Source organism: Streptococcus parasanguinis, from assembly GCF_023109675.1.
GTDB classification, from domain to species: Bacteria; Bacillota; Bacilli; order Lactobacillales; family Streptococcaceae; genus Streptococcus; species Streptococcus parasanguinis_I.
The window spans coordinates 92,250-117,339 of the sequence record NZ_JALDUR010000006.1 but is presented as its reverse complement, the minus strand read 5'-3'; the positions used below and the strand labels follow the sequence as shown (position 1 = coordinate 117,339).

At 40.5% G+C, this 25,090-nt stretch carries 23 protein-coding genes and 1 pseudogene; 20 read left to right on the top strand and 4 right to left on the bottom strand.

Features of this window, described 5'->3' with window-relative positions:
• Nucleotides 1–9: 9 nt before the first annotated feature.
• The 11 genes and pseudogenes from M1G14_RS06190 to M1G14_RS06140 all read left to right on the top strand — a co-directional run bounded on the left by M1G14_RS06190 (nt 10) and on the right by M1G14_RS06140 (nt 10,407).
• Nucleotides 10–1,080, top strand: a complete 1,071-nt coding sequence (locus tag M1G14_RS06190; protein WP_049522713.1) for an SIR2 family protein — start codon at nt 10–12, stop codon at nt 1,078–1,080.
• Nucleotides 1,077–2,921 (top strand): ATP-binding protein, encoded by a 1,845-nt coding sequence (locus M1G14_RS06185; RefSeq protein ID WP_049522712.1) that lies wholly within the window; start codon nt 1,077–1,079, stop codon nt 2,919–2,921. Before M1G14_RS06190 ends, M1G14_RS06185 begins: the two co-directional genes overlap by 4 nt.
• Nucleotides 2,922–2,924: 3 nt before the next feature.
• Nucleotides 2,925–3,635: a hypothetical protein gene (locus tag M1G14_RS06180; protein WP_049522711.1), complete on the top strand. Its 711-nt coding sequence runs from the start codon at nt 2,925–2,927 to the stop codon at nt 3,633–3,635.
• A complete protein-coding gene (locus tag M1G14_RS06175; RefSeq protein WP_049522710.1) occupies nt 3,632–4,873 on the top strand; it encodes a restriction endonuclease subunit S in 1,242 nt (413 codons plus the stop codon). Before M1G14_RS06180 ends, M1G14_RS06175 begins: the two co-directional genes overlap by 4 nt.
• A gap of 164 nt (nt 4,874–5,037) precedes the next feature.
• Nucleotides 5,038–5,403: a type II toxin-antitoxin system RelE/ParE family toxin gene (locus tag M1G14_RS06170; protein WP_049518263.1), complete on the top strand. Its 366-nt coding sequence runs from the start codon at nt 5,038–5,040 to the stop codon at nt 5,401–5,403.
• Nucleotides 5,393–5,686 (top strand): helix-turn-helix domain-containing protein, encoded by a 294-nt coding sequence (locus M1G14_RS06165; protein ID WP_247926399.1) that lies wholly within the window; start codon nt 5,393–5,395, stop codon nt 5,684–5,686. The genes M1G14_RS06170 and M1G14_RS06165 overlap by 11 nt, the downstream gene beginning before the upstream one ends.
• Nucleotides 5,687–5,707: 21 nt before the next feature.
• On the top strand, nt 5,708–7,309 hold the full coding sequence (locus M1G14_RS06160; protein WP_247926398.1) for a type I restriction-modification system subunit M: 1,602 nt from the start codon (nt 5,708–5,710) through the stop codon (nt 7,307–7,309).
• Between the two features lie 115 nt (nt 7,310–7,424).
• Nucleotides 7,425–8,372 (top strand): Rpn family recombination-promoting nuclease/putative transposase, encoded by a 948-nt coding sequence (locus tag M1G14_RS06155; RefSeq protein ID WP_049522708.1) that lies wholly within the window; start codon nt 7,425–7,427, stop codon nt 8,370–8,372.
• A 2-nt stretch (nt 8,373–8,374) separates the two neighbouring features.
• Nucleotides 8,375–8,623 (top strand): annotated as a pseudogene (locus M1G14_RS06150) (hypothetical protein); the annotation flags it as partial.
• Between the two features lie 153 nt (nt 8,624–8,776).
• On the top strand, nt 8,777–9,700 hold the full coding sequence (locus M1G14_RS06145; RefSeq protein ID WP_049522706.1) for an L-lactate dehydrogenase: 924 nt from the start codon (nt 8,777–8,779) through the stop codon (nt 9,698–9,700).
• A 167-nt stretch (nt 9,701–9,867) separates the two neighbouring features.
• The gene (locus M1G14_RS06140; protein WP_049522705.1) at nt 9,868–10,407 is read left to right on the top strand and encodes an NADPH-dependent FMN reductase; all 540 of its coding nucleotides are present in this window, start codon (nt 9,868–9,870) and stop codon (nt 10,405–10,407) included.
• A 41-nt stretch (nt 10,408–10,448) separates the two neighbouring features.
• On the opposite strand, the gene M1G14_RS06135 is transcribed toward M1G14_RS06140, so the two are convergent.
• The 3 genes from M1G14_RS06135 to M1G14_RS06130 form a co-directional block, all read right to left on the bottom strand.
• Nucleotides 10,449–11,144 carry a VIT1/CCC1 transporter family protein gene (locus M1G14_RS06135; RefSeq protein WP_049522704.1) on the bottom strand — a complete coding sequence of 232 codons (696 nt, stop codon included), beginning with the start codon at nt 11,142–11,144 and terminating at the stop codon, nt 10,449–10,451.
• Between the two features lie 173 nt (nt 11,145–11,317).
• Complete coding sequence (locus M1G14_RS10925) at nt 11,318–11,440, bottom strand: hypothetical protein (RefSeq protein ID WP_256317999.1); 123 nt, start codon at nt 11,438–11,440, stop codon at nt 11,318–11,320.
• Nucleotides 11,427–12,821: an MFS transporter gene (locus tag M1G14_RS06130; RefSeq protein WP_049522703.1), complete on the bottom strand. Its 1,395-nt coding sequence runs from the start codon at nt 12,819–12,821 to the stop codon at nt 11,427–11,429. Before M1G14_RS06130 ends, M1G14_RS10925 begins: the two co-directional genes overlap by 14 nt.
• Before the next feature lie 312 nt (nt 12,822–13,133).
• Here M1G14_RS06130 and M1G14_RS06125 point away from each other — a divergent pair, with 312 nt between their 5' ends.
• The 6 genes from M1G14_RS06125 (at nt 13,134) to M1G14_RS06100 (ending at nt 20,339) form a co-directional block, all read left to right on the top strand.
• Complete coding sequence (locus tag M1G14_RS06125) at nt 13,134–14,426, top strand: PTS transporter subunit EIIC (RefSeq protein WP_049522702.1); 1,293 nt, start codon at nt 13,134–13,136, stop codon at nt 14,424–14,426.
• Nucleotides 14,413–15,270 carry an alpha/beta hydrolase gene (locus M1G14_RS06120; RefSeq protein ID WP_247926397.1) on the top strand — a complete coding sequence of 286 codons (858 nt, stop codon included), beginning with the start codon at nt 14,413–14,415 and terminating at the stop codon, nt 15,268–15,270. The genes M1G14_RS06125 and M1G14_RS06120 overlap by 14 nt, the downstream gene beginning before the upstream one ends.
• Before the next feature lie 83 nt (nt 15,271–15,353).
• Nucleotides 15,354–16,472, top strand: a complete 1,119-nt coding sequence (locus M1G14_RS06115) for a DUF4767 domain-containing protein (protein ID WP_049522700.1) — start codon at nt 15,354–15,356, stop codon at nt 16,470–16,472.
• Nucleotides 16,473–16,683: 211 nt separating this feature from the next.
• Entirely contained in the window at nt 16,684–17,247 is a 564-nt protein-coding gene (locus tag M1G14_RS06110) for a hypothetical protein (protein ID WP_049522699.1), read from the top strand.
• Between the two features lie 328 nt (nt 17,248–17,575).
• Nucleotides 17,576–18,343, top strand: a complete 768-nt coding sequence (locus M1G14_RS06105) for an ABC transporter ATP-binding protein (RefSeq protein WP_247926396.1) — start codon at nt 17,576–17,578, stop codon at nt 18,341–18,343.
• Complete coding sequence (locus tag M1G14_RS06100; protein ID WP_247926395.1) at nt 18,336–20,339, top strand: FtsX-like permease family protein; 2,004 nt, start codon at nt 18,336–18,338, stop codon at nt 20,337–20,339. The genes M1G14_RS06105 and M1G14_RS06100 overlap by 8 nt, the downstream gene beginning before the upstream one ends.
• A 393-nt stretch (nt 20,340–20,732) precedes the next feature.
• Here the strand turns inward: M1G14_RS06100 and M1G14_RS06095 are convergent, their stop codons facing one another.
• On the bottom strand, nt 20,733–22,697 hold the full coding sequence (locus tag M1G14_RS06095; protein ID WP_024055015.1) for a peptide ABC transporter substrate-binding protein: 1,965 nt from the start codon (nt 22,695–22,697) through the stop codon (nt 20,733–20,735).
• A 257-nt stretch (nt 22,698–22,954) separates the two neighbouring features.
• Between M1G14_RS06095 and M1G14_RS06090 the strand changes: the two genes are divergently transcribed.
• From M1G14_RS06090 to M1G14_RS06080, 3 genes are read left to right on the top strand one after another with little or no spacing between them, the layout of a single operon-like run.
• Nucleotides 22,955–23,284, top strand: a complete 330-nt coding sequence (locus tag M1G14_RS06090) for a PadR family transcriptional regulator (RefSeq protein WP_004219635.1) — start codon at nt 22,955–22,957, stop codon at nt 23,282–23,284.
• Nucleotides 23,278–24,078, top strand: coding sequence for a hypothetical protein (locus M1G14_RS06085; RefSeq protein ID WP_247926394.1), 801 nt, complete (start codon nt 23,278–23,280; stop codon nt 24,076–24,078). The genes M1G14_RS06090 and M1G14_RS06085 overlap by 7 nt, the downstream gene beginning before the upstream one ends.
• Nucleotides 24,075–24,905, top strand: a complete 831-nt coding sequence (locus M1G14_RS06080; protein ID WP_155199407.1) for a hypothetical protein — start codon at nt 24,075–24,077, stop codon at nt 24,903–24,905. The genes M1G14_RS06085 and M1G14_RS06080 overlap by 4 nt, the downstream gene beginning before the upstream one ends.
• Nucleotides 24,906–25,090: the final 185 nt, after the last annotated feature.

The following is a 25,090-nucleotide window of genomic DNA, read 5'->3' as shown; positions in this document are numbered from 1 at the left end:
AAAAGATTAGTGTCGGACTTTAATATTGAACAATTTAAAAGAAATATTCTAACAAAAAATTTGAATATTTTAATTGGTTCTGGAGTATCATATCCAGCAATTCCTTTAATGAGCTACTTTACTAAAGATGAGAATGGTATAAGTGTCTCTAAAGATATAGCGAATAAAAATTTAGAAAAACATATATTGGATGTTAGTTCTTTTTTACCTTTTAATCATAATGATAGAATCAAGTATTTTGTTGAAAAAATGGATAAACAAATTTTGTATTCTGCGAAATATTTTACTAAACTAAAGAATTATACTGCTTTTGAAATTAGTATTGATTTTGTATTAGAACGATATGTAAGGTTCTTAGAAAAAGTAATTACATTGCTTTACATTTCAAATTCCCGAACGGTTTCGAAGAGTGTTAATATTTTTACCACAAATTATGATTTATTTATTGAAAGAGCCTTGGATTTATTAATGAAAAACGATAACTTCATATTTAATGATGGTTCCAATGGCTATTTCTATAAAGTGTTAGATAGTTCTAATTATAATAAAAGTGTGGCGTATAGAGGATTAAATGAAAATTATTTAAATGAGCTTCCTTCAATTTCTTTAATTAAGCCTCACGGGTCTATGAATTGGGAAAAAGGAGAAAATAATCAGATTTTAATAAGACCGTATACTGTCGATCAACCAGTAGTTGTTAGGCCTACTGGACTTGAAGGACAGGAAACATATCTTAACAATCATTTTCATGATATGTTAAGAGTATTTCAACTAGAGTTAGATAAACCTCAATCAGTATTAATTGTTGTAGGATTCTCGTTTCAAGATGATCATATTGCAAAGATGGTAAGAAGGTCCTTAAAGAATCCAGAATTAATGACTTATATATTTTGTTATTCAGATAGCGATTATGAGGTCATTAAGAAGAATTTGTCTCTTGATAATATTCCTAGGAATCTTCAGATAGTGATACCATCTGCTTTAGAATCTGAAAATAAGAACATTTTGAATACAAGTGGAAATTTTGATATTAGTAGTTTGACAGAGTTATTTATCATCGAGGATGAAGAAGTAAAATGAATCGTGATGTGAAAAAATTAGGTGTAATCGTAGGGGTTGACGGTGATATTTCTCAAGTTGGAATGTATCAACTATCTAATGATGCGGAGTATTTATGGTATGGTGATGTGTTACAAGGAGCTAAAATTGGTGCATTTTTGACAATTTTGCAGAATAATGTAAAAATTATTGCTTCTGTTGTTACTGAAAAAGTTGCTGATCAACAAAATACAATTAGAAGTACAGAATTTGATAATCGCTTTTCAAAAAATTCGATAAATCGAATCGTTCATTTAAAAACTAAAGGTGTTATTGAAAATGGTGAATTCCAAGTAACAAGTCAATATGTACCTATGATTGGAAATGAAGTATGTATTACTTCAAAAAAAGACTTAGAATTAATATATGGGATTAATAAATCTGAGCCAACTATTTCTATTGGAAAGTCAATCCTAGAGGGTCAAGTTGTTCCATTATCGATTAATAAAATTTTTGCTTCTCATATTGGTGTTTTTGGGAATACTGGTAGTGGTAAATCTAATACATTGCATAAATTATTTTTAGAATTATTTCGGTCTGACTATAGAGAAAAAATTTTAGAGCTTTCAAAATTCTATGTTATTGATTTTAATGGTGAATATACAAAAGATGATAGTTTTGATGTCACAGAAAATAAGAAGGTGTTTGATATAGATACTAGAAATCAAACCAATAATAAAATTCCAATCACTTCAGATTATTTATTTGATCCTGATATTTTGTCAATCCTATTTGGAGCAACAATAGCTACACAAGTGCCATTTTTGAGAAAAGCGCTTAAAATATGGGAGGAGAATAAATTTGATGGTACTAGTATTGCAAGATTTGTTGTGGGAACATTGAAAAAGATTTTAACTACTGGGAATTCTGCGAGTTTGGATTCTAAAGATAATTGGACATCGATTGCAGAGAAATACATTAACAGTGATTTATTTACTGTCTTAAAAAGTAATTTGTATTACAATTCTGCATATGAATCCTATTTTACAAAGAGGAACGGTGATACTTGCTATATAATTAATGCGAATACTCCAATAGAAAACTCCGAAATACATTATCTACGAATTAATGAAATTGAAGAAGCTTTATGTAATAAATTTGACGCACTCCCAGAAATTGACAAATTGAAGTTTCATCTTGATTTTCAAAAAGTACATCAATCAGCTTGGAAATCAACAAACATTGAGCATATTAATCCTTTATTTCATAGAATTGATACAGCTCTAAATAGTTTGAAAAAAGTTGTTGAGGTTAAAGAGAGTATTGATGGAGATTTTTCCAGTCTAAATATTATTAATCTTGTACATGCTAATCAGGAGATTACCAGACTAATTCCAATGCTTATTTCAAAAATGGTTTATGATAAACAGAAAGAGAATATAAATAGAGATGATGTTACATGTACTAGTCACTTGATTATTGATGAAGCACATAATATTTTAAATGCTCAAAATCATTCTGTAGGAGATACTTGGCAGGACTACAGATTGAATATTTTTGAGGAAATTATTAAGGAAGGACGAAAATTTGGTTTCTATTTAACTTTATCTAGTCAACGACCAGCAGATATTTCACCGACTATTCTTTCACAAGTTCATAATTATTTCATCCATAGATTGGTTAATGATAATGATTTACGTATGCTGGTAAATACTATGCCTACGTTAGATAAAACTTCATTTAATAAAATTCCTAGTTTAGGTAAAGGAGAAGTTATAATTACTGGTAATGCTATTCAAGTTCCAGTATTTGTAAAGGTAGAGAAAGAAAAAATAATTAGACCGAATAGTGATGATGTTATTTTGACAGAATTGTGGAGCTAAACTATGGAAAAAGAAGAAATATTCAGATTACTAGGGGTATCAGATGAAACTGAATTGAAAAGTTTGTTAAATTGTAAATCAGTTGAATATGCTGATGAAATCTCTGAAGAAAACTATTTTATAATTAATCGTGAATCATCTGAGTATGGAATTCCATTGATTAATTGTAGTGGATTTGAAAATAAAAAACATGAGTTGCTTGAATTACCAACAGATTTCAATGAACGTCCTTATATTTGTGAAGCATTTCTAACTAGAAAAAGTTTAGATACTTTAGGAAGTAAGAAGAGAAAGAAATTAAAGGACCCTATTAATTGGGAATGTATTACTTCAGATTTATTTGTTAAAAAATATTTCCATAGAGGACATATAATTGGTCATTCATTATCTAACGAGCTTGTTAAAGGAATAAAAAATAAAAATAAAAGAATCTTATTTGTCCAGACAGCATGGAGTAACATGAATTCTCAAGGTCTTAATACTAAAAGCCAGTTCTATTTTGAAAGTAAACTTGAAGATACTTTAAGAAATGGAACGAATATTTTGTATAAATCAGAATTAATTTATAGAATGCCAACTGATAAAATACCAATTGGTATTCAAATTCAAGCTATCTCTACTGATGGAGAATTGTCTATTAATGTTTTTATTCCAAATGTTTCTCCAGAAATATCAATTGATTATACAGAAGGTAAGATAACGAGGTTAGAATGAAAAAACAAATAAATGTTCCGAGTATTATTTTTTCAAGATTCAATGAAGATTCGTCATGGAAATCAAAAAAATTCAAAGAATTATTAGATCCAACGGAGGGAATTAGACGTGGTCCATTTGGTAGTGCTTTAAAAAAAGAATTATTTGTTCAAAATAGCGAGTATGTAGTCTATGAACAGCAAAATGCGATTTATGATCACTTTAACACTAGATATAGAATCTCAGAAGAAAAGTATCATGAACTAAAGAAATTTATATTGTTACCTGGTGACTTTATTATGAGTGGTGCTGGTACTATTGGAAAAATTTCACTAGTACCTGAGGGAATTGAGAAAGGTGTGTTTAATCAAGCTCTAATCAGATTAAGAGTTAATAAAAACACTGATAAGGAATTCTTTTTACAATGGATGAGATCACCAGAAATGCAAAACAAGCTAACAAAAGCTAACCCAGCATCAGCAATGGTAAATTTGGTACCGATGTCTGAGGTGAAAGAATGGGATGTTATTATTCCATCTCTAGACGAACAATCCGCTATTGGCTCTCTTTTCCGCACCCTCGATGACCTTCTGGCCAGCTACAAGGACAATCTTGCCAACTACCAATCTCTCAAGGTGACCATGCTCTCCAAGATGTTTCCCAAAGCTGGACAGACCGTTCCTGAGATTCGTTTGGATGGATTTGAAGGTGAGTGGGAAGAAAAGAAATTAGGTAGTTTAGGCTCTGTTGCTATGAATAAACGTATTTTTAAAGATGAAACTAGCGACTATGGTGATATTCCTTTCTACAAGATTGGAACATTTGGAGGAACTGCCGATTCTTTTATCACAAAAGAAAAATTCAAAGAGTATAAAGAAAAATATCCTTATCCTGAAATAGGTGATATCCTCATATCTGCATCTGGTAGTATTGGCAGAACGGTTGTATACAATGGTGAAGATGCTTATTATCAAGATTCAAATATTGTATGGTTAAAGCATGATCAGCAATTAGATAACTCATATTTGAAGCAATATTATGGAATAATAAAATGGTCTGGAATTGAGGGAACAACAATAAAACGACTATACAATAAAAATATATTAGAAACTAATATTTTTTTGCCTCCGAGTGTAGTTGAACAACAAGCCATCGGTGCCTATTTCTCTAACCTCGATAACCTCATTACTTCATACCAAGAAAAAATTTCTCAGCTAGAAACTCTCAAAAAGAAACTCTTACAGGATATGTTTATCTAACCTTCTCAATTCCCCTTATCAGCAAGCATAAGCACATCATTTTTCGAATAGTATAAGTGAGCCCCTTTGATCTTTTCAAAGGGTGCTCCTTAGTATTTAATAACTTAAAAGTATTTACTTTTAATAACTTTAGAGTTATAATAAATTCGAAAAGGGGTTGCTTTGTGCACGCTATTTATTTTTATAAGGACAAACAGGGGAATCAACCGGTCCTGGACTACATGAGGGAGCTAGCTCGTCGTGATAATAAGGACAGCAGGATCAAACTCAACAAGCTCAACGACTACATCGAGCTTTTAAGTCAGCATGGAACACGTGCTGGCCAACCCTACATCAAGCATCTGGATGCGGAGATCTGGGAGTTGAGACCCTTGCGGGATCGGATTTTATTCGTGGCTTGGCTGGATGGGAGCTTTGTCTTACTGCATCATTTTGTCAAAAAGACGCAAAAGACACCCAGACGAGAGATTGAGAAAGCCAAGCGGGAATTGCAAGATTTGAAGGAAAGGGGGCTAAGAGATGAAGAATAGTGCCATCGGCAGCAATTGGAAAGATGTGAGAGCAGAGCTCTTCACAAAGGAAGAAATCCTGGAAAGTGATCTGCGAGTCGCGATTATGACAGAGCTGATCGAGGCTCGGCATGAAAAGGGCATTAGCCAAAAGAAACTAGAAGAACTCAGTGGGGTCAGTCAACCGGTCATCGCTCGGATGGAGACAGGAAAGACCAGTCCTCAATTGGACACGGTCTTGAGAGTCTTAGCCAGTCTGGGCAAGACCCTCGCTGTCGTCCCACTGGAACAAGAAAAGGTCTAAAAGAAATCAGAAAGAATTACTATGGAAATAACACAAACCTCCCAGTCGCTCTACCAAGCCCTGTGGAACTCAGCGGACGTGCTCCGCTCTAAGATGGATGCCAATGACTACAAGTCCTATCTCTTGGGGATGATTTTTTACAAGTACCTCTCAGATAAGTTGCTCTTCTTCGTGGCGGAGACCATGGAAGAGGAGACAGAGAGTCTGGATGAAGCCTTGGCGCTTTACCGATCCTACTATGAGGATCCAGACTCTCAAGAGGATCTGATCACTGTTATCACCGATGAGCTCAACTATGTCATCAAGCCAGACTTGACCTTTACGGCCTTGGTGGACCGGGCCAATGAAGGCACCTTCCAGCTGGAAGATCTGGCTCAGGGTTTCCGAGACATCGAGCAAAGTGACGACCTCTATGAAAACCTCTTTGAGGACATTGATCTCTACTCCAAGAAGCTAGGGGCTACTCCTCAAAAGCAAAACCAGCTAGTGGCTGCCGTTATGAAAGAATTGGCAGTGCTGGACGTGGCAGGTCATGCGGGTGATATGCTTGGGGATGCTTATGAGTACTTGATCGGTCAGTTTGCGACCGACTCTGGTAAGAAAGCAGGAGAGTTTTATACGCCCCAGCCTGTAGCCAAGCTCATGACCCAGATTGCCTTTTTAGGGCGTGAAGACGTGCAGGGCTTTACTATCTACGATGCCACCATGGGATCGGGCTCCCTCTTGCTCAATGCTAAGAAGTATTCCCACCAGCCTCAAACCGTCCAGTACTTTGGTCAGGAGCTCAATACCTCTACCTATAACCTGGCTCGAATGAACATGATCCTACACGGGGTTCCGGTGGAAAACCAGTTCTTGCACAATGCCGATACACTGGACGAAGACTGGCCGACCCAAGAGCCGACCAACTTTGATGGGGTCCTTATGAATCCTCCATACTCAGCTAAGTGGTCTGCGAGCTCCGGCTTCCTCCATGATCCTCGCTTCTCCCCATTTGGCAAGCTCGCCCCTCAATCCAAGGCAGACTTCGCTTTTCTCTTGCATGGTTATTACCACCTCAAGCAGGACAAGGGTGTCATGGCTATCGTCCTTCCTCACGGGGTCCTTTTCCGCGGCAATGCTGAAGGAACCATTCGCAAGGCCTTGCTGGAAGAAGGGGCTATTGATACCGTGATCGGTCTTCCTGCCAATATCTTCTTCAATACCAGCATCCCAACGACGGTCATCATTCTCAAGAAAAACCGGACCAATCGGGACGTTTACTTTATCGATGCTTCTAAGGAGTTTGACAAGGGCAAGAACCAGAACATCATGACGGATGCCCATATCGAGAAGATCCTCAAGGCCTATAAGAGCAGAGAGGACATGGATAAGTTTGCCTATCTGGCTAGCTTTGAGGAGATCGTCGAGAATGACTACAACCTCAACATCCCACGCTATGTGGATACCTTTGAGGAAGAAGAAGTAGAGCCACTGACAGAGATCGTGGCCAAGATCAACCAGACCAACGCGACCATCGAGACCCAGACAGCCTCTCTCCTAGACATGCTCAGCCAGCTTCATGGAACGACACCAGAAGCTGATGCCGAACTCAAGAAATTTGTCCAAGAGTTTAAGGGCTAGGGTGTGAGAAGATAGGGATTAGGTAAAGGGTACTTTATTCGCTATTTCCCAAATTTTTTTCGAATGATAGAAGTAGAGGGACCTTCCCTCTATTTTTTATCGAAAAGGAGTAGGGATGCAGAAAAGACACGCGCATGTATCGCCGACCTTGGACATTATGGCCAAGAAGATTTTTAGTTTGCCAGAGGTGACGTCAGCATTTATTCGAGATATTTTAGAACTGGATGTGGCGGACGCTCAGATTGTGGAGGGAAGCCAGCCCCACAGCATGGCCTATGATGAGGATGACTTGTTCTCCACTGCGGTGGATGTGAGAGCCAAGCTCCGTGATGGAACCGAGGTGATCATCGAGATCCAGATTCGCAAGCAGCAGTATTTCTTGAATCGGTTCCATTACTATTTGGCCAATCAGTTGGTGGAGAATGTGCAAAAACTGCGCCAGCAAGGACAGACACATAAGATGTACGAGCAGATGGAGCCCGTCTATGGGATTGCCATTTTAGAGAAGTCGCTCTTACTAGACGAAGAGACCGCCATCAACAAATACTGGCTGACCAATAGCCGGTCCGGGAAGCAACTCAAGGCCTATTATAAAAATGGCAAGCACCAAAATCTTCTGCAGGTTGCCTTTTTAGAGCTAGACAAGTATAATAAAGATGAGAACCTGACAGATGCAGGTAGACAGTGGTTGGAGTTTTTTGGGAATCTTCCGTTTACAAAAGCTCCCAGTCAGGCTGTGGCTCACGCAGATTCATTATTAGATTCATCTAGCTGGACCAAGGAGGAGAAGACCATGATAGACGAGCGAATTCGGATTCAAGAAAATTATGATATGACTATGGAGACGGCGATTGATGAAGCGCGTGAAGAAGGTTTGGAGCAAGGATTGGAACGTGGTCTGGAACAAGGTTTAGAAAAAGGCTTGGAACAAGGCCTGGAACAAGGTCGTAATGAAGAACGTCTGCAGTTAATCCGCAAAATGGTCTCACGAGGAATGACACCTGAGCTTATCTCAGATATGACGGGCTTATCGCTTAAAGAGATCAATTCTATGTTAGTGTAAGATCTAGCTGGACCAAGGAGGAGAAGACCATGATAGACGAGCGAATTCGAATTCAAGAAAATTATGATATGACCCTGGAAACAGCGATAGACGAAGCGCGCGAAGAAGGCTTAGTACAAGGTCTGGAACAAGGCCGAAATGAAGCTCGTTTACAATTGATTCGTGAGATGGTCTCACGAGGAATGTTGCCTGATCTTATATCGGAGATGACGGGTTTGTCGCTTGAAGTGATTGAGACTCTTCTTTCCTGAGTCGTTAAAAGAGGCACTGCCTCTTTTCTTTTTTGAAAAAACTTGAAAATTTTCCCATATTTTCAATCCGCCTTTCTAGAATTGTGGTAGAATAGAGTCAACAAAGAGCTATCCTCACCAACAGTGTGATCGATACTAGAAAAGAGGATTCTGATGACAAGAAAAATTGGTATTATTGGTTTGGGGCATGTGGGTGCGACCTTGGCCCACAGCATGATTTTGAAACACACCTGTGATCACTTGGTCTTAATTGATACCAATGAGAAAAAGGTTAAGGCAGATGCCTTGGATTTCTGTGATACGGTTGCCAATACGGGGTATCCGGTTCATATCACGGTTAATGACTACGCGGCTTTAAAAGATGCGGATGTGGTGGTGTCGACTCTTGGAAATATCGAGTTGCAGGCTAATAACACTGATGACCGTTTTGCGGAGCTTCCCTTTACCAGTAAGCAAGTAGTGCAAGTAGCGCGTGATTTGAAGGCTTCTGGCTTTAGCGGGGTCTTATTGGTAGTGACCAATCCGGTCGATGCCGTCACTCAACTCTATCAACAATATACCGGCCTTCCAAAAGAGAAGGTGATTGGGACAGGGACGTTACTGGATACAGCTCGGATGAAGCGTGCGGTCGCTGATCGTTTGCAGGTTTCTCCTGCTAGTGTATCAGGCTATAACCTTGGTGAGCATGGAAATTCTCAATTTGTCGCTTGGAGTCAGGTCCGTGTTAAGGGACATGCTATTACCGATCTCTTCTCTCAAGAAGAGCTTGACACCATCAACTACGAGTCCTTGCGCGGTGGCCACACGGTTTTCTTTGGCAAATTCTATACCAATTTTGGGATTGCAGCAGCAGCCCAACGCCTGGCAGAAGCTGTGATCAATGATAGCCACGAGGAAATGCCAGTGTCTAACTATCGTCCAGAATATGGAACCTATCTTGGCTACCCAGCAATTGTAGGTCGAAAAGGAATTCTTGAACGATTGGACTTGCATTTGACAGAAGAAGAAAAAGAAAAATTGCTCCATTCAGCCGAAACCATCAAGGAAAACACACGAAAAGGATTGGAGCATGCATAAAAGAGAGGAGGCTGGGACAAAAGTCCTAGCCTCTCAATCGTCTTAGCCCTTGCTTAGTGAATTTAATAAAGCTTAGTAAATTCCAAGTTGTAATCCTTGACATTACATCTAGGGTATGTATAATATTACTTGTAACAAATAATCTTACAACAAAATAGGTAATAACTATGAAAAACATTTTATTTATCGTCGGATCCCTTCGTCAAGGATCTTTCAACCATCAAATGGCCCAGAAAGCAGAAAGCCTTCTTGAAGGAAAAGCAATGGTGACTTACTTGGACTACAAGGACATCCCAATGATGAACCAAGATTTGGAAACGCCAATCTTGCCAGCTGTGCAAGCAGCGCGTGATGCGGTCCTTGCTGCGGATGCCATCTGGATCTTCTCACCAGTCTACAACTTTGCCATTCCAGGTGTGGTGAAAAACTTGATCGACTGGCTCAGCCGTGCGCTTGACCTGTCAGAAACTCGTGGTCCATCTGCCCTCCAAGACAAGATCGTAACCGTCTCTTCAGTCGCTAATGCAGGACACGAGCCAATGTTTGCGGCTTACCAAGCCCTCTTACCATTCGTTCGTACTCAAGTAGTGGGAGACTTCACAGGAACAACTGTTAACCCAGAAGCCTGGGCAACAGGTGAATTAGTCTTGACAGATGAAGCAATCGCAGGATTAGAAAAACAAGCCCAAGCTTTATTAGAAGCATAAGAAAAGCATAAAAAAAGTTGAGACAGAAGTCTCAGCTTTTTTTAAATACTAAACAATTGTCCGAAGAAGTAAGTCACACCCATGGTGAGAAGGCCAATGATCAGGTTGCGAAGCATGGCTGGCTTGGTTGGTGCTTTTCCTAGTTTCGCACTGGTATAGCCAGTGAAGATCAAGGATAGTCCAACAACGAAGACTGTCACTGGAATGCGATAGTTAACTGGAAAGAGAATGATAGAGAGCATTGGAGGAAGGGAACCAATAGAAAAAGCAAGGAAGCTAGATGCAGCTGCATGCCAAGGATTGGTAAATTCTTCGTATTCAATGCCGTATTTCTCTTCGACCAAGGCTTTGAGGGGGTGTTTCAGAAAGGCCCGCTCTGTTAGAATTTTTGCTGAAGTTTCACATTCTCCATTTTCAAGATAAGCATGGTAGAGAGAGTCTCTAGCTAACTTTGGATCACGATCTAATAAGGCTTGTTCGCGGTTCACAGCAGCTTCTTCCGTGTCTTTTTGTGTGGAAACAGAAACATACTCACCACCCGCCATCGAAAAGGCACCGGCCAGAATTGCAGACAAGCCAGATAAGAAAATGATCCAGATGTTATGCGTGGCACTGGCCACCCCGATCACCACTCCAGCGATAGAAATGATTCCATCATTGGCCCCTAGAACCGCAGCTCTCAAAATATTCAAGCGATCGCTAAATGATTCATCTACTCCATGTTTTATTTCAGTCATACAATGTCTCCTTTTCCTTATTTAGAATGATTATAAATAAAATACAGAAAGAAATCAAGGATTTTAACTCAAATGATAAAAGTTAGACAATTTAATGGAACCTTTTAGTTGTAAAATTTGACATTACAAGCAAAATGGAGAGAGAATTTGACATACACCTATCCTATCAAGGTTTATTTAGCAGAAGTGCATAATTTTTGAGGATCCTGATGGCATTCTAACGCGAGTGCGGAAAGGATAACAAAAAACAGCAGGCTTCCTGCTGTTTTTTGACGAGATAAATTAGTTGGTTTCATTATTTTTTCCCACCACCCAAAATAAGAGAAGGAGTTGGAAAATACCTAAGGCAAATAAGGTCATGAAACCATTGCGACTGCCTTTAGCTGTGGCTTGGGTGAAATCCAGCTTTTGATTGGCTTGGCTCATGGCAACGATCAAGGAAGTCAGAGTTGTTCCAACAGCACCTGCAAATTGTTGCAAGGTATTAAAGATTGCGTTCGCATCGGGTTGCTCTTCCAGAGAGAGTTGTTTCTGTCCGTTTGTCATGATATTGCCAAAGGCAAGTCCCATACCGGTCATGAAGAGCATGTAAAAGACGAGAATCAAACCATTTGTCAGCTTTAAGCCAAAGAGGGTGAAGTGGAATTGGGCCAGAAGGATGAAAGCAGCACCAAGGAGAATCGGTTTGCGAGCGCCCAACTTATCTAAAATGAGACCAGAGAAAGGAGCAAAACCAGCTCCAATGATGGCTCCTGGAAGTAGCATCAAGGCTGCAAGCGTCGTGCTTGAGTGGTTGACCAATTGGACATAATTAGGAAGAAGAAAACTCATGGCAAGAGAGCCTAATTGAAAGGTAAAGAAGGCTAGAATATGGCCAGTGAGACGATGATTTTTCAAAATAGAAAGATTGATAATGGGAGTCTCTAACTGATTGGACCGCCAGACCAAAAGGAGCAGTCCCAAGGTTCCGATCACCAGCCAACCAAGCACAGAAAAACTGAAGAACGCATGATCCGCTAGGCCATGAATACCTAGAATCAACCCTATGAAAAGGGCAATGATGGCAAGAAGGCTCACGATATCAAAGGTTTCCCGCTTGACTTTACTGATTTGCTCAATGGAGCGAAGTCCTGCAACTAGTGAGGCCAGAAGGATCGGGAATTGAACTAAAAAGATGGACCGCCAGCCGAAGCTAGCTGTTAAGAGTCCCCCGACAGTAGGCCCAATAGCGGGTGCAATGGCTGTAATCAAGGTCCCCACTCCCATCATGAGACCGATCTTTCGTTTTGGGACTTGTTCTAAAATGATATTAAACATCAGAGGGAGGGCAAAACCAACCCCCATTCCTTGGACCAATCGCCCCAGGACCACAAAGCCAAAATTTGGAGCTAAGAAATCGATAAGAACACCTAAAACAGATAGGAGATTTCCAACTAAAAAGATGGACTTCATTTTAAAGGAACGCTTGAGATAAGCAGATAAGGGGACCACACAGGCAACCACTAGGAGATAGATGGTGGTAACCCACTGGACTGTTGCGGTGTTGATCTCAAATTCCTTCATCAATATTGGAAAGGTGATGTTCATGGCAGTTTCTCCAGCCACCCCGCAAAAGGACAGGATCCCTGTCGCAAAGATCGCGAACAAGACCTTGGCTGAAATTTTTTCTTGTGACATAGACGTCTGATTCCTCCTAAATCTTCCTATAATGCTGTAAAAATGGTCTGAAAATCCATCGTAGCGATCTCATTTCCCGTCAAATCCAATTGCTATGAGTATAGCAGGACCAACGTTAACCTGATTCATCGTTTTGTTAGCTAACAAATAGTATAGAGGAAATGAAGACCCCTGTCAAAGAGTTTTTCAAAAATTATGAAAATTTTAAAAGTATTCTCAAAAGATGATGCTTCTCCAAATGAAAGGGATTGCTCACCACTATGATATAATAAGATGAAAGCAAGCAATGTGAACACACCAATAGGGGGCGCCATGACCAAGTATTTAGTCCAGAAGTTTTTCTGGTTACGAGAAAAAAGTTTTATTCAGATTTCCCAGAAAACCCTGGTTTCCTTATTTCCTTTTTTCTTATTTTCAGGAATCATTCGAGTGATTGCCTTATCGGTCTTTTCTGATCGAGGCTATATCCATCAGCTCTTTTCGATGGACAGTTGGTTGCCATGGAATCAAGCTATCAGCCAGGTTCTTATTAATTTTTCCAACTTTCTAGGAGGTCTAGCAGGGCCTTTAGCAACCTACTTCGCTGGGAAATATACAGCTGGGCACTATGGTAGAAGTACGGGGACAGCCGGCGTGACTGCTCTTTTGGTCAGCTTGATTGTAGGGTCTCAGGAATTGTTGGTGGGACCACTCAATGATGGGCAACTGACAAGAATTAACTTACCTGCGACGACCAATATCCTCTTAGCCATTGTTTTAGGCTATCTAATCGGACAGATCTTTCGACTATCCAAGGCTAGTGACGACCAGATTGTGGACAAAGACTTTATCTATCAGCCCAAGACTGTGCGTCCCATTTTCTTGTCCTTGGTTCTGGGGGTTAGCCTGAATATTCTTCTCCTTCTTGGCAATCAGTACCGTATTTTTCAAATGATCGGTCAATTCTTTAGCTCTCTTACTATAAGCAGTCATCATCTCCTGTCCACTTTTGTTATGGGACTCTTCAGTGGCTTATCAGCTTGGGTCGGCAACAGTCAGGCTTTTGCCCTAAACTCAATTGTGGATGACAGTTTTGCTTTAGAAAATCTGAATTACGCTGTGACCCATCATACAACGACGGGGATTCCTCATCTCTATACTTTGACCAATTTGTATCGGAGTTTTGGCATGGTAGCTGGAATTGGCGCTGTCCTAGCACTTTTGGTAGCGATCTTACTGGTCTCCCACAGTCGAAAGGACAAGAAAGTCAGTCTCCTCAGTATTTTTCCAGGCCTCTTTAATAACGGTGCCCCCTTCATGGTAGGGATTCCGGTCCTGCTCAATCTTCTATATGTGATTCCCTTCTTATTGATCCCCTTGGTCAATATGGCCATCGCTGCTGTGGCTTTGTGCCTTAAGCTGATGCCAGCAGCCGTCTATCCAGTGCTAGATGGGACTCCTAGCCTTCTCTATGCTTTCATTGGAACGGGAGGAAGTCTGAGAGCCTTAGCTGTGAGTATCCTTTGCTTTGCGATAGACGTGCTCCTTTATCTACCATTTGTCCGCATGGGAAATCGTATCCGAAAAGATTTAAAAGTGAAAGGAGAAAGCGGTGAAACAATCTAAAAAAACAGCAATCGTCCTCACTTTGGTCTGTCTTTTCTTGATCGGTTTAGCCATTCCTTCTTATAGCTGGACTCGAACCAATGTTTCAAAAATCGAGAAATTTTATAATTCCAAACTGTCGCCCATCATTATGATTCCAGGAAGCTCAGCAACAGAGAACCGCTTTGATGGCTTGGTGACCAAGCTCAACCAAGGCCGCCAAGGCACCAAGCACAGTCTTCTCAAGGTCAAGGTATGGAATGATGGGAATATCACCTATAGCGGTAGTATTGATGCCAAGGACAATGAACCAGTGATTGTGGTTGGTTTTGAAAACAACAAAGATGGCTATAGCAATATTAAAAAGCAGGCTAAACTATTCAATCAAGCCTTTGAAGTCCTTCAAGAAAAATACAATTTTAATAATTTCAAGGGTTTGGGTCATTCTAACGGGGGCTTGATTTATACAGCCTTTATCGAAAATTATCTAGAAGATTATGATGTGGATCTAAAGACCCTCATGACCATCGGAACTCCCTATAATTTCACGGAAACCAATATCCAAAACAAATCTGAGATGTTGGCCGATTTTATCAAGGGGGAAAAAGCCATCCCTAATACGCTTTATATGTATTCAGTAGCAGGAACCATCACCTATGATTCCGATGAGTTTGTCCCAGATGCCAGTGTTTCTGCTGGGAAATATATCTACCAAAACCAAGCTGCTAGTTATACGGAGATCACAGTGACGGGGGAAGATGCCCAGCACTCGGACCTTCCAACCAATGATGAGGTGGTTGCCTTGGTGAAAGAGCATATTGAAAGTCAAACGGATCGTAGAACTAAACCAAATAAAGAAAACTAAGTGTGAAGAAGGGATTCCGTCCTCACACTTTTTTTAGTATAATAAAGTTTAGTATGAAAATAAGGGAGACTAAAGGAGATCAGATGAAAAGAAAACATTGGATCCAGTTGGGATTAGTGGCTTCAAGTATGGTCTTGTTAACAGGATGTTACCAGAGATACCAGCGGCAGTCCAGTCCTAAAAAAGAGGTTGCAACGAGCCAGACTTCAGCAAAGAAACAAGCGAAAAAAGCAGATAACAAACAATTATACCAGTCTGTTTTTTCAGACTACCAAAAGATTTTTGCTACTTCAAAGGATTTGGATGCCATTTCCAAATTGAATGATGAATTAGCCAAAGAAGATCGGATGATCAATAGCTGGGTGATCGAGACGGTCATCAATCAGCCAGAAGCTGTTCGCTATGCCTTTAAGGACTTAAATAACGATGGGGTAGATGAGATGATCATCGCCAATCAGCAGACCGATGGAAGCTACTTTGCGACAGGAGTCTACTACCTCAAGGAGCAAAAACCGACTCTACTAGCTGAAGGTTTCGTCGCTGGACACGGTGGAGCGCGCAATGCGACGACCCTCTATCAGGGAGGAGAAGTCTTAGAAGTCAGCTGGATGTCAGGAACTGGCCGTGGTGTAGCCGTGCTTTCACAAATAGAAAAGACACCTCAAGCCGCGACCAAAGTCCAGGAAGAAGAAGTTCAGGTACCTGGGTCAGATCTGAATGCTCTCTTTGAAAAATCTGATGAGGATAAACTGGACCTCAAGAGTTTTGACTGGCAAACCTTTGAAAGCACACCATCAGGAGGCGATACCCAAAGCCAGGAGAAAACACCTTGGAATGCTGAAAAATCAGAAAAATTAGCAGAATTTATGAAGACCTGGGGCGAAAAGATGGGGCAACCCAACTACCAAAAAGGCATAGCTGGCGGTGATGTAGGACCAGATAACCTCTATACTCTAGGGGACAATAGCAAGATGGATGCTATTTATACAGATACTGGCCAAGGAAATGCAAAATACCGCATTGTAGAACGCTATAGCAATTGGGACAAGTATCCAGATGTGCATAGTTATTTCTTTGCTATTACGGATACGGGAGAAGCCATTGTCTTTCATTCGCCAACGACCAATGGTGGAAAGATGTACCTAAAACCAACAGATAACAAGGAACTTCAAGAAGAATTTACGCAACTGCTTCATCAATAAAAAAAGAAAAAACCAGGAAACGACTGTTTTTCTGGTTTTGTTTATTTAATTTATGAATAAAAATACAAAATAAACGATATTTTTGGGATGGAAAATATGTTAAAAACTAGTGATAATTAGTGATATAAACGCATTTGGAAACAGAAAATGTTTGACAATTAAAGGAAAATCATTTAAAATATATTCATTCTTTATTTATAGGAGAAAAAATATGAAAAAACTTCTTACAGCCGGTGTGGCTCTCTTGTCCGTTGCAACCTTAGCAGCATGTTCTGGTAAAACTGCTTCAGAATCATCAAGCAAAGATGCTAAAGCTTCTTCTAGCAAAGTAGAAAAATCATCTACTTCAAAAAGCAAATCAAGCAGTTCATCAAAAACTTCAAAATCAGCATCCTCTTCTGTTGAAATTCCAGAAATTGTCTTGTTGACTGATGAAGAAATTGATAATGCCAAAACACTTGGTGATATGAAAACCATTTATGGAAAAATGATTGACAACTACACAAAATATGTCAAAGAGATTGGGGATAAGATGCCCGAGTCTGGTAAAGATGCCTATAATCAGCAAGTAGCTCCTGGGATCCAATCTATGGAAACTGCAAGAAAAACATTTAACGATACACTTTCAGCTGCAGGTTCTGATGATACAGTTGTTCCTGAACAAGCTCGTAGTCAATTCGCACAACAATTGAAAAATGCTCGCGATATTGCCCAAAAAGCTCTTGAAGGTGCTTATCAATCAATTGCACCATTGCTCTCTTCATCAGCCGAATAATTCATAAATGAAAATGAGAGTGGGACAGAAATCGGTAATTCGTTAGAATTCGATTTCGTCGTCCCACCTCTGCACAGTTGAGTAGGGCTGTAAAAGCTGATGAAATCAGCGTAGTAGAGCCCACTCAACCACTGCGTCTTGTTCGACAATCCAAAAACAATTAAGAGGCTAGGACTTTTGTCCTAGCCTGTTTTTTCGCTTTCTTACAAAAATGTAAGAAATAAAGGGGAAAATGTAAGGTTATGTTATGGTGAAAGCGTTTCAGTTTTAGTACAATAGATTTGTAAAAATCGATTGAAGCTTTTATCGAGCTAGAAAGGAACGGACCATGACCCTACTAGACGTTCAACACATCAAAAAAATCTACAAAACTCGCTTTCAAGGGACGCAGGTCGAAGCCCTAAAGGACATTCACTTCACCGTGGAAAAGGGTGAATACGTCGCCATCATGGGGGAATCAGGGTCTGGGAAATCGACCCTCCTCAATATCCTAGCCATGCTGGACCAGCCGACCGAAGGGCGAGTCTACCTCAACGGTACCGATACTTCAACTATCAAGAACAAGGATGCCTCGAGCTTCCGTCGGGAAAAACTAGGCTTTGTCTTTCAAGACTTCAACCTGCTCGATACCTTGTCCGTCAAGGACAATATCATTCTCCCTCTCGTCCTCTCACGCAGACCCGTCAAGGAAATGATGAGTAAGGTGGATAGCGTCAGTCGGGAATTGGGCATTCACCAACTCCTTGAGAAATACCCTTACGAAATCTCTGGTGGGCAAAAACAACGGGTGGCTGTAGCACGGGCCATCATCACCTCACCTGAAATTCTCCTTGCTGATGAGCCAACAGGGGCGCTGGATTCCAAGTCCTCGGCTGCTCTTCTAGATGTCTTTGAAGATATCAATAGCATGGGGCAAACCATCCTCATGGTGACCCACTCAACCGCAGCAGCAGCTCGGGCCAAGCGCGTGCTCTTTATCAAGGATGGGATTCTTTACAACCAGATCTTCCGCGGGGAAAAGACAGAACGTCAGATGTTCCAAGAAATCTCGGATACCTTGACGGTCATGGCGGGGAAGGAGGATCGTGATGTTTAAATTAACAAGTAAATTGGCTCTTTCCAACCTCAAACAAAATCGTAAGCTCTATTACCCTTTTGCTATAGCTGTCATTTTAACGACCATGATCCTCTATAGCTTTATCGCCTTGTCATTGACCCCTCATTTAGAGGATTCTTACGGAGGGGGATCGGCTAGAACTGTTCTTGGTTTCGGTAGTTTCGTCGTCCAGCTGGTCGTCATCATTTTGGTAACTTATGCCAATGGCTATGTCATGAAAAATCGTTCCAAAGAACTGGGACTCTACAGTGTTCTGGGAATGGAGAAGAAGCATCTCCTCGTCATGACCTTATGGGAATTGCTTATCTTCTATATCCTCACAGTTGGCGCGGGACTGGGCTTGGGACTCTTGTTTGATCGCTTGATTTTCGCCCTCCTCTTAAAATGTATGGGGCTACCAGTCGTCATTCAATCAACCTTCCAGCTAGGGGCTGTTCTTAACACTTTACTTGGGTTAGCCTTAGCTTTTGGCCTCATTCTTTTGTTGAATTCTTTCCGCCTCTTGCGCTACAGTTCCCTCCACCTCATGCAACAGAAAAAGGCAGGAGAGAAGAAGGGACGCTTCTTGCTGGTTCAAACTCTGTTAGGACTAGGGCTCTTAGGAATTGCTTTCTATCTGGCGCTAACCGTTGAGCGTCCAGTTGCGGCTGTTCAAGGATTCTTTATTGCCGTCATCTTGGTCATTCTAGCGACTTATCTCTTATTCAACGCAGGATCCATTACCTTCTTAAGATTTCTCAAAGGTCGGAAATTCTACTATTACAAGCCAGAGAATTTTATATCTGTCTCCAACTTAATAGCTCGGATGCGAAAAAATGCAGCGGGTCTTGCGACCATTAGTATTCTATCCACCATGGTCTTGGTCACCTTAACCGGGTCGCTCAATATCTTTATTGGAGGGCAGAATTACCTAGATACTGTTTACCCTTCTGATTACATGATTAGTGTGGGGCATATGCCTTCAGATGCTGAGACAGAACCGGTTATCAAGGATGTTCAAGCTCAAATAAAGAAAACAGCCGATGCAACACATCTATCAGATTATCAGGTGGCTCAGACAACATACTGGTCGGCTGAAATTCGAAAGATTGATGGGAAGGTGTTAGAGGTGAATGATCAGTTCACTCCATCAACAGGTCAGGAGTTGAAGACAGAAGGAGTGGTCAACTTTTTTGATCAGGCAACTTATGAGCAACTGACCGGTCAAAAAGTTGAGCTTGGGGAAAATGAAATCCTAGCCTATGGGTATCAATATCCTGGAAAATTAGACGCACAATTAGAAATCAATGGGAAGACCTTCACGATTAAAGAAAAACTAAACTCCAATTTTATCCAAGGGAAACTCCCTCAATCCGACCTGTTTCAACACCAAATGGGCTTGTACCTGGTCCTCCCTGACTTGAACCAACTGGGACTAAAAGTTGATAAAAATTTGGAATTCTCTATTACTGCTAAAAATAAAGATAACCAAGATTTTATTTCTGGCTTGATCAAAGAGCTGTATTCGACAGACAAAATCAGTCAATATGGTGCGACTTATTTTGGTGGATTTGATCGATACAGTATAGAGAAAGATTGGCGTGAAACAGCAGGGACTCTTCTATTTATCGGGATTTTTCTATCGGTGATCTTTCTATTAGCTACAGTTCTCGTCATTTACTACAAACAGATTTCAGAGGGTCATGAGGATCGGGAAAATTTTGTGATCTTGCAACAAGTAGGATTGGACCAAAAGCAAACCGGCACCACCATTCGCAAACAGATACTCACTGTCTTTTTTCTTCCATTATTCTTCTCCTTCCTGTACCTAGGAGTAGCCTACAAGATGATCGCAAAAATCGTTGCTATCTTAGGAGCAACCAATGCGGGCTTGGTCCTTCAAACGACTCTTTCTATCTGTGCTGTCTTTTTCATCTCTTACGTTCTCGTCTTTCTTCTGACTTCTAGAAGTTATCGGAAGATTGTCGTGCGATAGCGTTTGATACGATGGAAGCTTAAGAAAATAGGTGAAAAAGAGATCACTTGGGACACTTTTTTAACCAAAAAAACCGAGGATATGATTCTCGGTGTTACAGATTGAGGACAAAGCTCCCCTTGAAACTTTCCTTAGGTGAGTACGGACGTCAGCGAACTTCCAAGAAGTTCCATGACTTAGTTTTGAACCTAAGGTTTCAAAACTCCCGAGTGCTAGAAACAATAGTGTTTCTAGCACTTTTCTCACGGCGGAAAGTTTCAGTGTATGCTTGAATGGGCATAATAGTATGTATTATCTTAATTGTTTCTACATCAGTTAGCTTATTCTATGTAAAAAAAATCTGTAAACATTAAAAAACACCGAGGATTTTATCCCCGGTGTTTTCTATCACGATTATTTCACGTGTTTTGCAAGTTCTTCTTGCGCTTTTTTGTTTGATTCTTCTTTTTCTTTCAACCAATTCTTATAAGCTTTTTCATGTTCGGCAGTTGTAACTGTCTTATCTTGAAGTTTTTGGTATTTGAAGAAGGTTGTTTCACCTTTAATACCAATTGCAGAATTTGCTGCTGAGAATGGTGTTACCTTCGTGATAGATGGTACTCCACCCTTAGAGTAGATTGGAAGAACCATTGCGTTTTCAGTCAACCAAGCTTGGGCATCAGCGTATTTTTCATAACGTGCATTGGTATCCAATTTTTCAGCATTGGCAGCATCTAGCAATTCTTTGTATTGATTCAAACCAATTTTCTCGATGAGCGCTTGGTCTTTCTTAGGATCAAGTCCCATACCAGTCAAGGTTGAACCATCTGTTGGGTTCAAGATATTCAAGTAAGTAGATGGGTCTTGGAAGTCAGGTCCCCAACCAGTGATATCCATGTCAAAGTCTTTTTGATCTGGTGATTGGGCGAAGTAAGTCGCGTTGTCTGCATCATCTGTAGACAATTTTTGAACATCGATCACGACATTGTCTTTACCAAGAGCTGTTTCAATAGAGCTCTTCATAGAGTCTGCTTGTTGGACAAGAGTGCTAGAAGATTGGTCTACAACATAGTCGATATGGATTGGGAATTGAACACCTTGTGATTGCAATTCAGATTTAGCTTTTGCAAGTTCTGCTTTGGCTTTGTCCGCATTATGCAAGCTATCTTGAGCATCAGCAAAGCTCACACCTTTCCACTCATCTCCTGTTGCGGCAAGTTTTTCTTCAACGAGCGTACCGAAGTCTTTCCCGTCTGCTTGCACAAATGTAGGTGGAACTAGAAGTGTACGAAGAGTTCTTGATGCTCCCTCTTTACCATTAGCTTGTGCACTGTATGAAGTTCTATCCAAAGCGAAGTTCAAGGCTTGACGGAAATTTTTGTTTTGAAGAGCTGTCTTGGTGCTGTTCTTTTGTTCGTCAGAAGTCTTCTTCGTATGACCGTAGTTTTGACGGTTGACGTTGAAGTAAGCGTAGTAGACAGTAGAATCTTGTTGAGAATAAACGATGTTATCCTTGAATTTCTTCTGAATTGTGCTGTAAGTTGAGCTTGTTGGGAAGAGACGAGCAGTAGATAGGTTCCCATCTGAGAAGTTACGAGCAAGGTAGTCTTGATCTGATCCATCGAAGTAAGTCAATTTAACCGTATCGATGTGAACATTTTTCTTGTCGTAGTATTCAGGGTTTTTATCCAATTCGATTTGTGATTTTGAAGTGAATGATTTCAAAATGTATGGACCATTGTAGAGGATACCATTTGGTTTCACGCTACCAAAGTCTTTCCCAGCTGATTCCAAGAATTTTGCATTAACTGGCATCATAGTAGCAGTCGTTAATTTAGAATTCCAGAAAGATTCTGGTTGGTTCAAAGTGTATTGAAGAGTGTGATCATCAACAGCTTTTACCCCAACGGTTGAGAAGTCTTTGGTTTTCCCGTTTACATAGTCATCCAAGCCTTTGACTGAGTTTTGAACCAAGTAAAGAGCATCTGATTTTTTATCTGCTACGTATTTTAGAGATGTCACGAAATCTTTTGCAGTGACGTCAGCGTATTCATTTCCTTCTGAATCATACCACTTCGCATCTTTTCGAAGCTTGTAAGTATAAGTCAGACCGTCTTTTGAAACAGACCAGTCTTCAGCAAGAGCAGGCACTAGGTTACCGTATTGGTCGTTTTCAAACAAACCATCGACCAAGTTGGTAGTAATGTCGCTTGTAGTTGCACGGTTTGAAGTCAAATAGTTCAAGGTATCAGGGTCAGAACTATACACGTAGTTGTAGGTTGTCCCTTTTGACGCATTAGAAGATGAGCCACATGCAGCAAGGAAAAGCGTTGAAGCCGCGGCGACACCTGCTAAAAGAGCAAGCTTCGATTTTTTCATATTCGTGTCTCCTTTTGAATAATTTTAATTATTATACTCCAATCAATCTATAAAATAAAGTGTTTTTTGAACTTTTTTGTATATTTACACACCAGTATACAGTGAAAGCCTTGATTTTAAAGGATTTTTAAGGAATAAAATTTTTTTAAAAAAGTTACTATTTTGCTTTACATACTAGTTAAGAAAGAGTATACTGATAGTAAATAAACTAGTATGTAAAACAAACTAGTGCATATGTGAAGAAAGAGGTGAGAAGGATGAAGGAGTCCCAATTACTAAAGGGAGTCTTGGAGGGCTGTGTACTGGAGATTATTTCTAAAAAGGCTATCTATGGCTATGAATTGATCCAAAGTCTCAAAGAGATGGGATTTGATAAGATTGTCGCCGGGACCATTTATCCCCTGCTTCAAAAATTAGAAAAACAAGGAATAATTCATGGGGAAATGAGGCCGTCTCCAGATGGTCCCGATCGCAAGTATTTTTCACTCAGTGATGCTGGAAGAGAGCGCTTAGGGGAATTTTGGGATCAGTGGCAGGAGCTGGTCACGAAAGTAGAACGTATCAAGAAGGAGGGAGAAGAATGGTAGAAAGTTATACCGAAAAAATGTCAGATGAATTGATTCATTTAAATAAAGAGGATCAAGCCTATGTGAAAAAAATGGTGGCCTATATTGGGGCTAAGTCCTATTTTTATGATGATGAGCTACTGGGTGAACAACTCTACAATATGGTTTGCGACCTAAAAGTTGCTGAGAAAGAAGGCATTCGGGCAGTGGATTATTTTGGAAAGGATCCACGGGCAATGGTGGACCAAGTTCTTTCAGAGTTACCTAAACGCTCTTTAGGATCTTATGTGGGACTCGTCTTCCTACTTGGAGTGATCTTAGTTGGCATGCGTTATTTAATGGATTTCACCTGGATGACGCCACTGAAAATCGAACCCCTGACCTATGTTGTTATTTTATTCAATTTCTTGGTGTTTAGCCAGTTCATCACGTGGCTATGGTCCAAACAGAGCTATGGTGAAATGAAGTGGTCTTGGGCTATTTTTATCAGTGTGATCTGCCTGATGGTATTTCTGAACATCGTACGACTATTTTCGATCTATTTTGGCCACATTGGGAGTCTCTTCTTATCAGATGGTTGGGCGGTTGTTCTTGCTGTCCTAGACCTATTTGGGTTTGCGGTTATGGCTTATAGAAGCAGGGAGCGTTTGATAACGAGTCTACTAGTCATGGGCCTGACTTTCCTAGTTACGGGATGCTGGATTCGTCTTGTGAATCAGGAAACTGCTCACTTATTAGGCTGGCTACTTCCTCTCATAGGACTAGTCCTGACCTTCGTTGTATTTCGTCTCCAAAGAAAGGGGGAAGAAAGATGACATCAGTTATTTATTATGAAGAAACGCAGGTTTTGGTTCAAACCTTTAGCCAGGAGGACCAAGCTTATTTCCAAGATCTATGGGATTATTTCAATTTCGCCGGTTTCTTATATGAGGAGAAGGCTTTGAGAGGGCAGGTCTATAATTTAGCACTAGACTTTTCGCAAGCAGAAGCGGATGGCTTGACAGCAAAGGACTATTTTGGTCTCGATCCAAAGGAAATGGCAGACCAAATCATCGAAAATATGCCCAAAGAATCGACGCGATCTGTTTTGAAATATGGGGCTATCATCTCGGGAATTGTGATTTTCTATCGCCTCTTAAGTGATTTTGCTTCGCAAGCAGTCCTGGTTATTAAACCACTCGTCTATCTAATGGATGGTATTTTAGGGCTCCTAGCAATTAGGCTACTATTCTATCTCCTTCGTCGCCTCATTTTTGCAGAAGAAAAGTCGAAAAAAGCTATCCATGTGGCAATCGTTTTGGTTCTAGGAGTCTATTTCGCTAGTGAGATCGTGGGGGTCCGTTTCTTACCAGCACTTGCTTGGTTGACAGTGCCGAATCCATGGGATACTCTCCTTATGACAGGAGCTAGTGGCGCTCTCATTCTTTGGCAATGGAAAGAAGAGCTTGGCAAAGCCTTCGTCTTTCCTATCGTCGCCTTTTTAGTGGTTGGATTCTTACATCGTTGGACCTTGGCACAAGGAGTTCAGAATCTTGGTATGACAGTTCTTCTGCCCACAGTGATCATCATCTTTGGGCTGGTTATTTATTATTGGTTTACGATTCGTTCTTTGAAAAAGAATAGGACGGAAAGTGATAAATAGAAAGAAAAAGTGGGGCTGGGACAAAAGTCCTGGCCTCTAAATTGTCTTTGGATTGTCGAGCAAGACGCAGTGGTTGAGTGGGCTCTACTACGCTGATTTCATCAGCTTTTACAGCCCTACTCAACTGTGCGGAGGTGGGACGACGAAATCGAATTCTAACGAATGACCGATTTCTTTCCCACTCC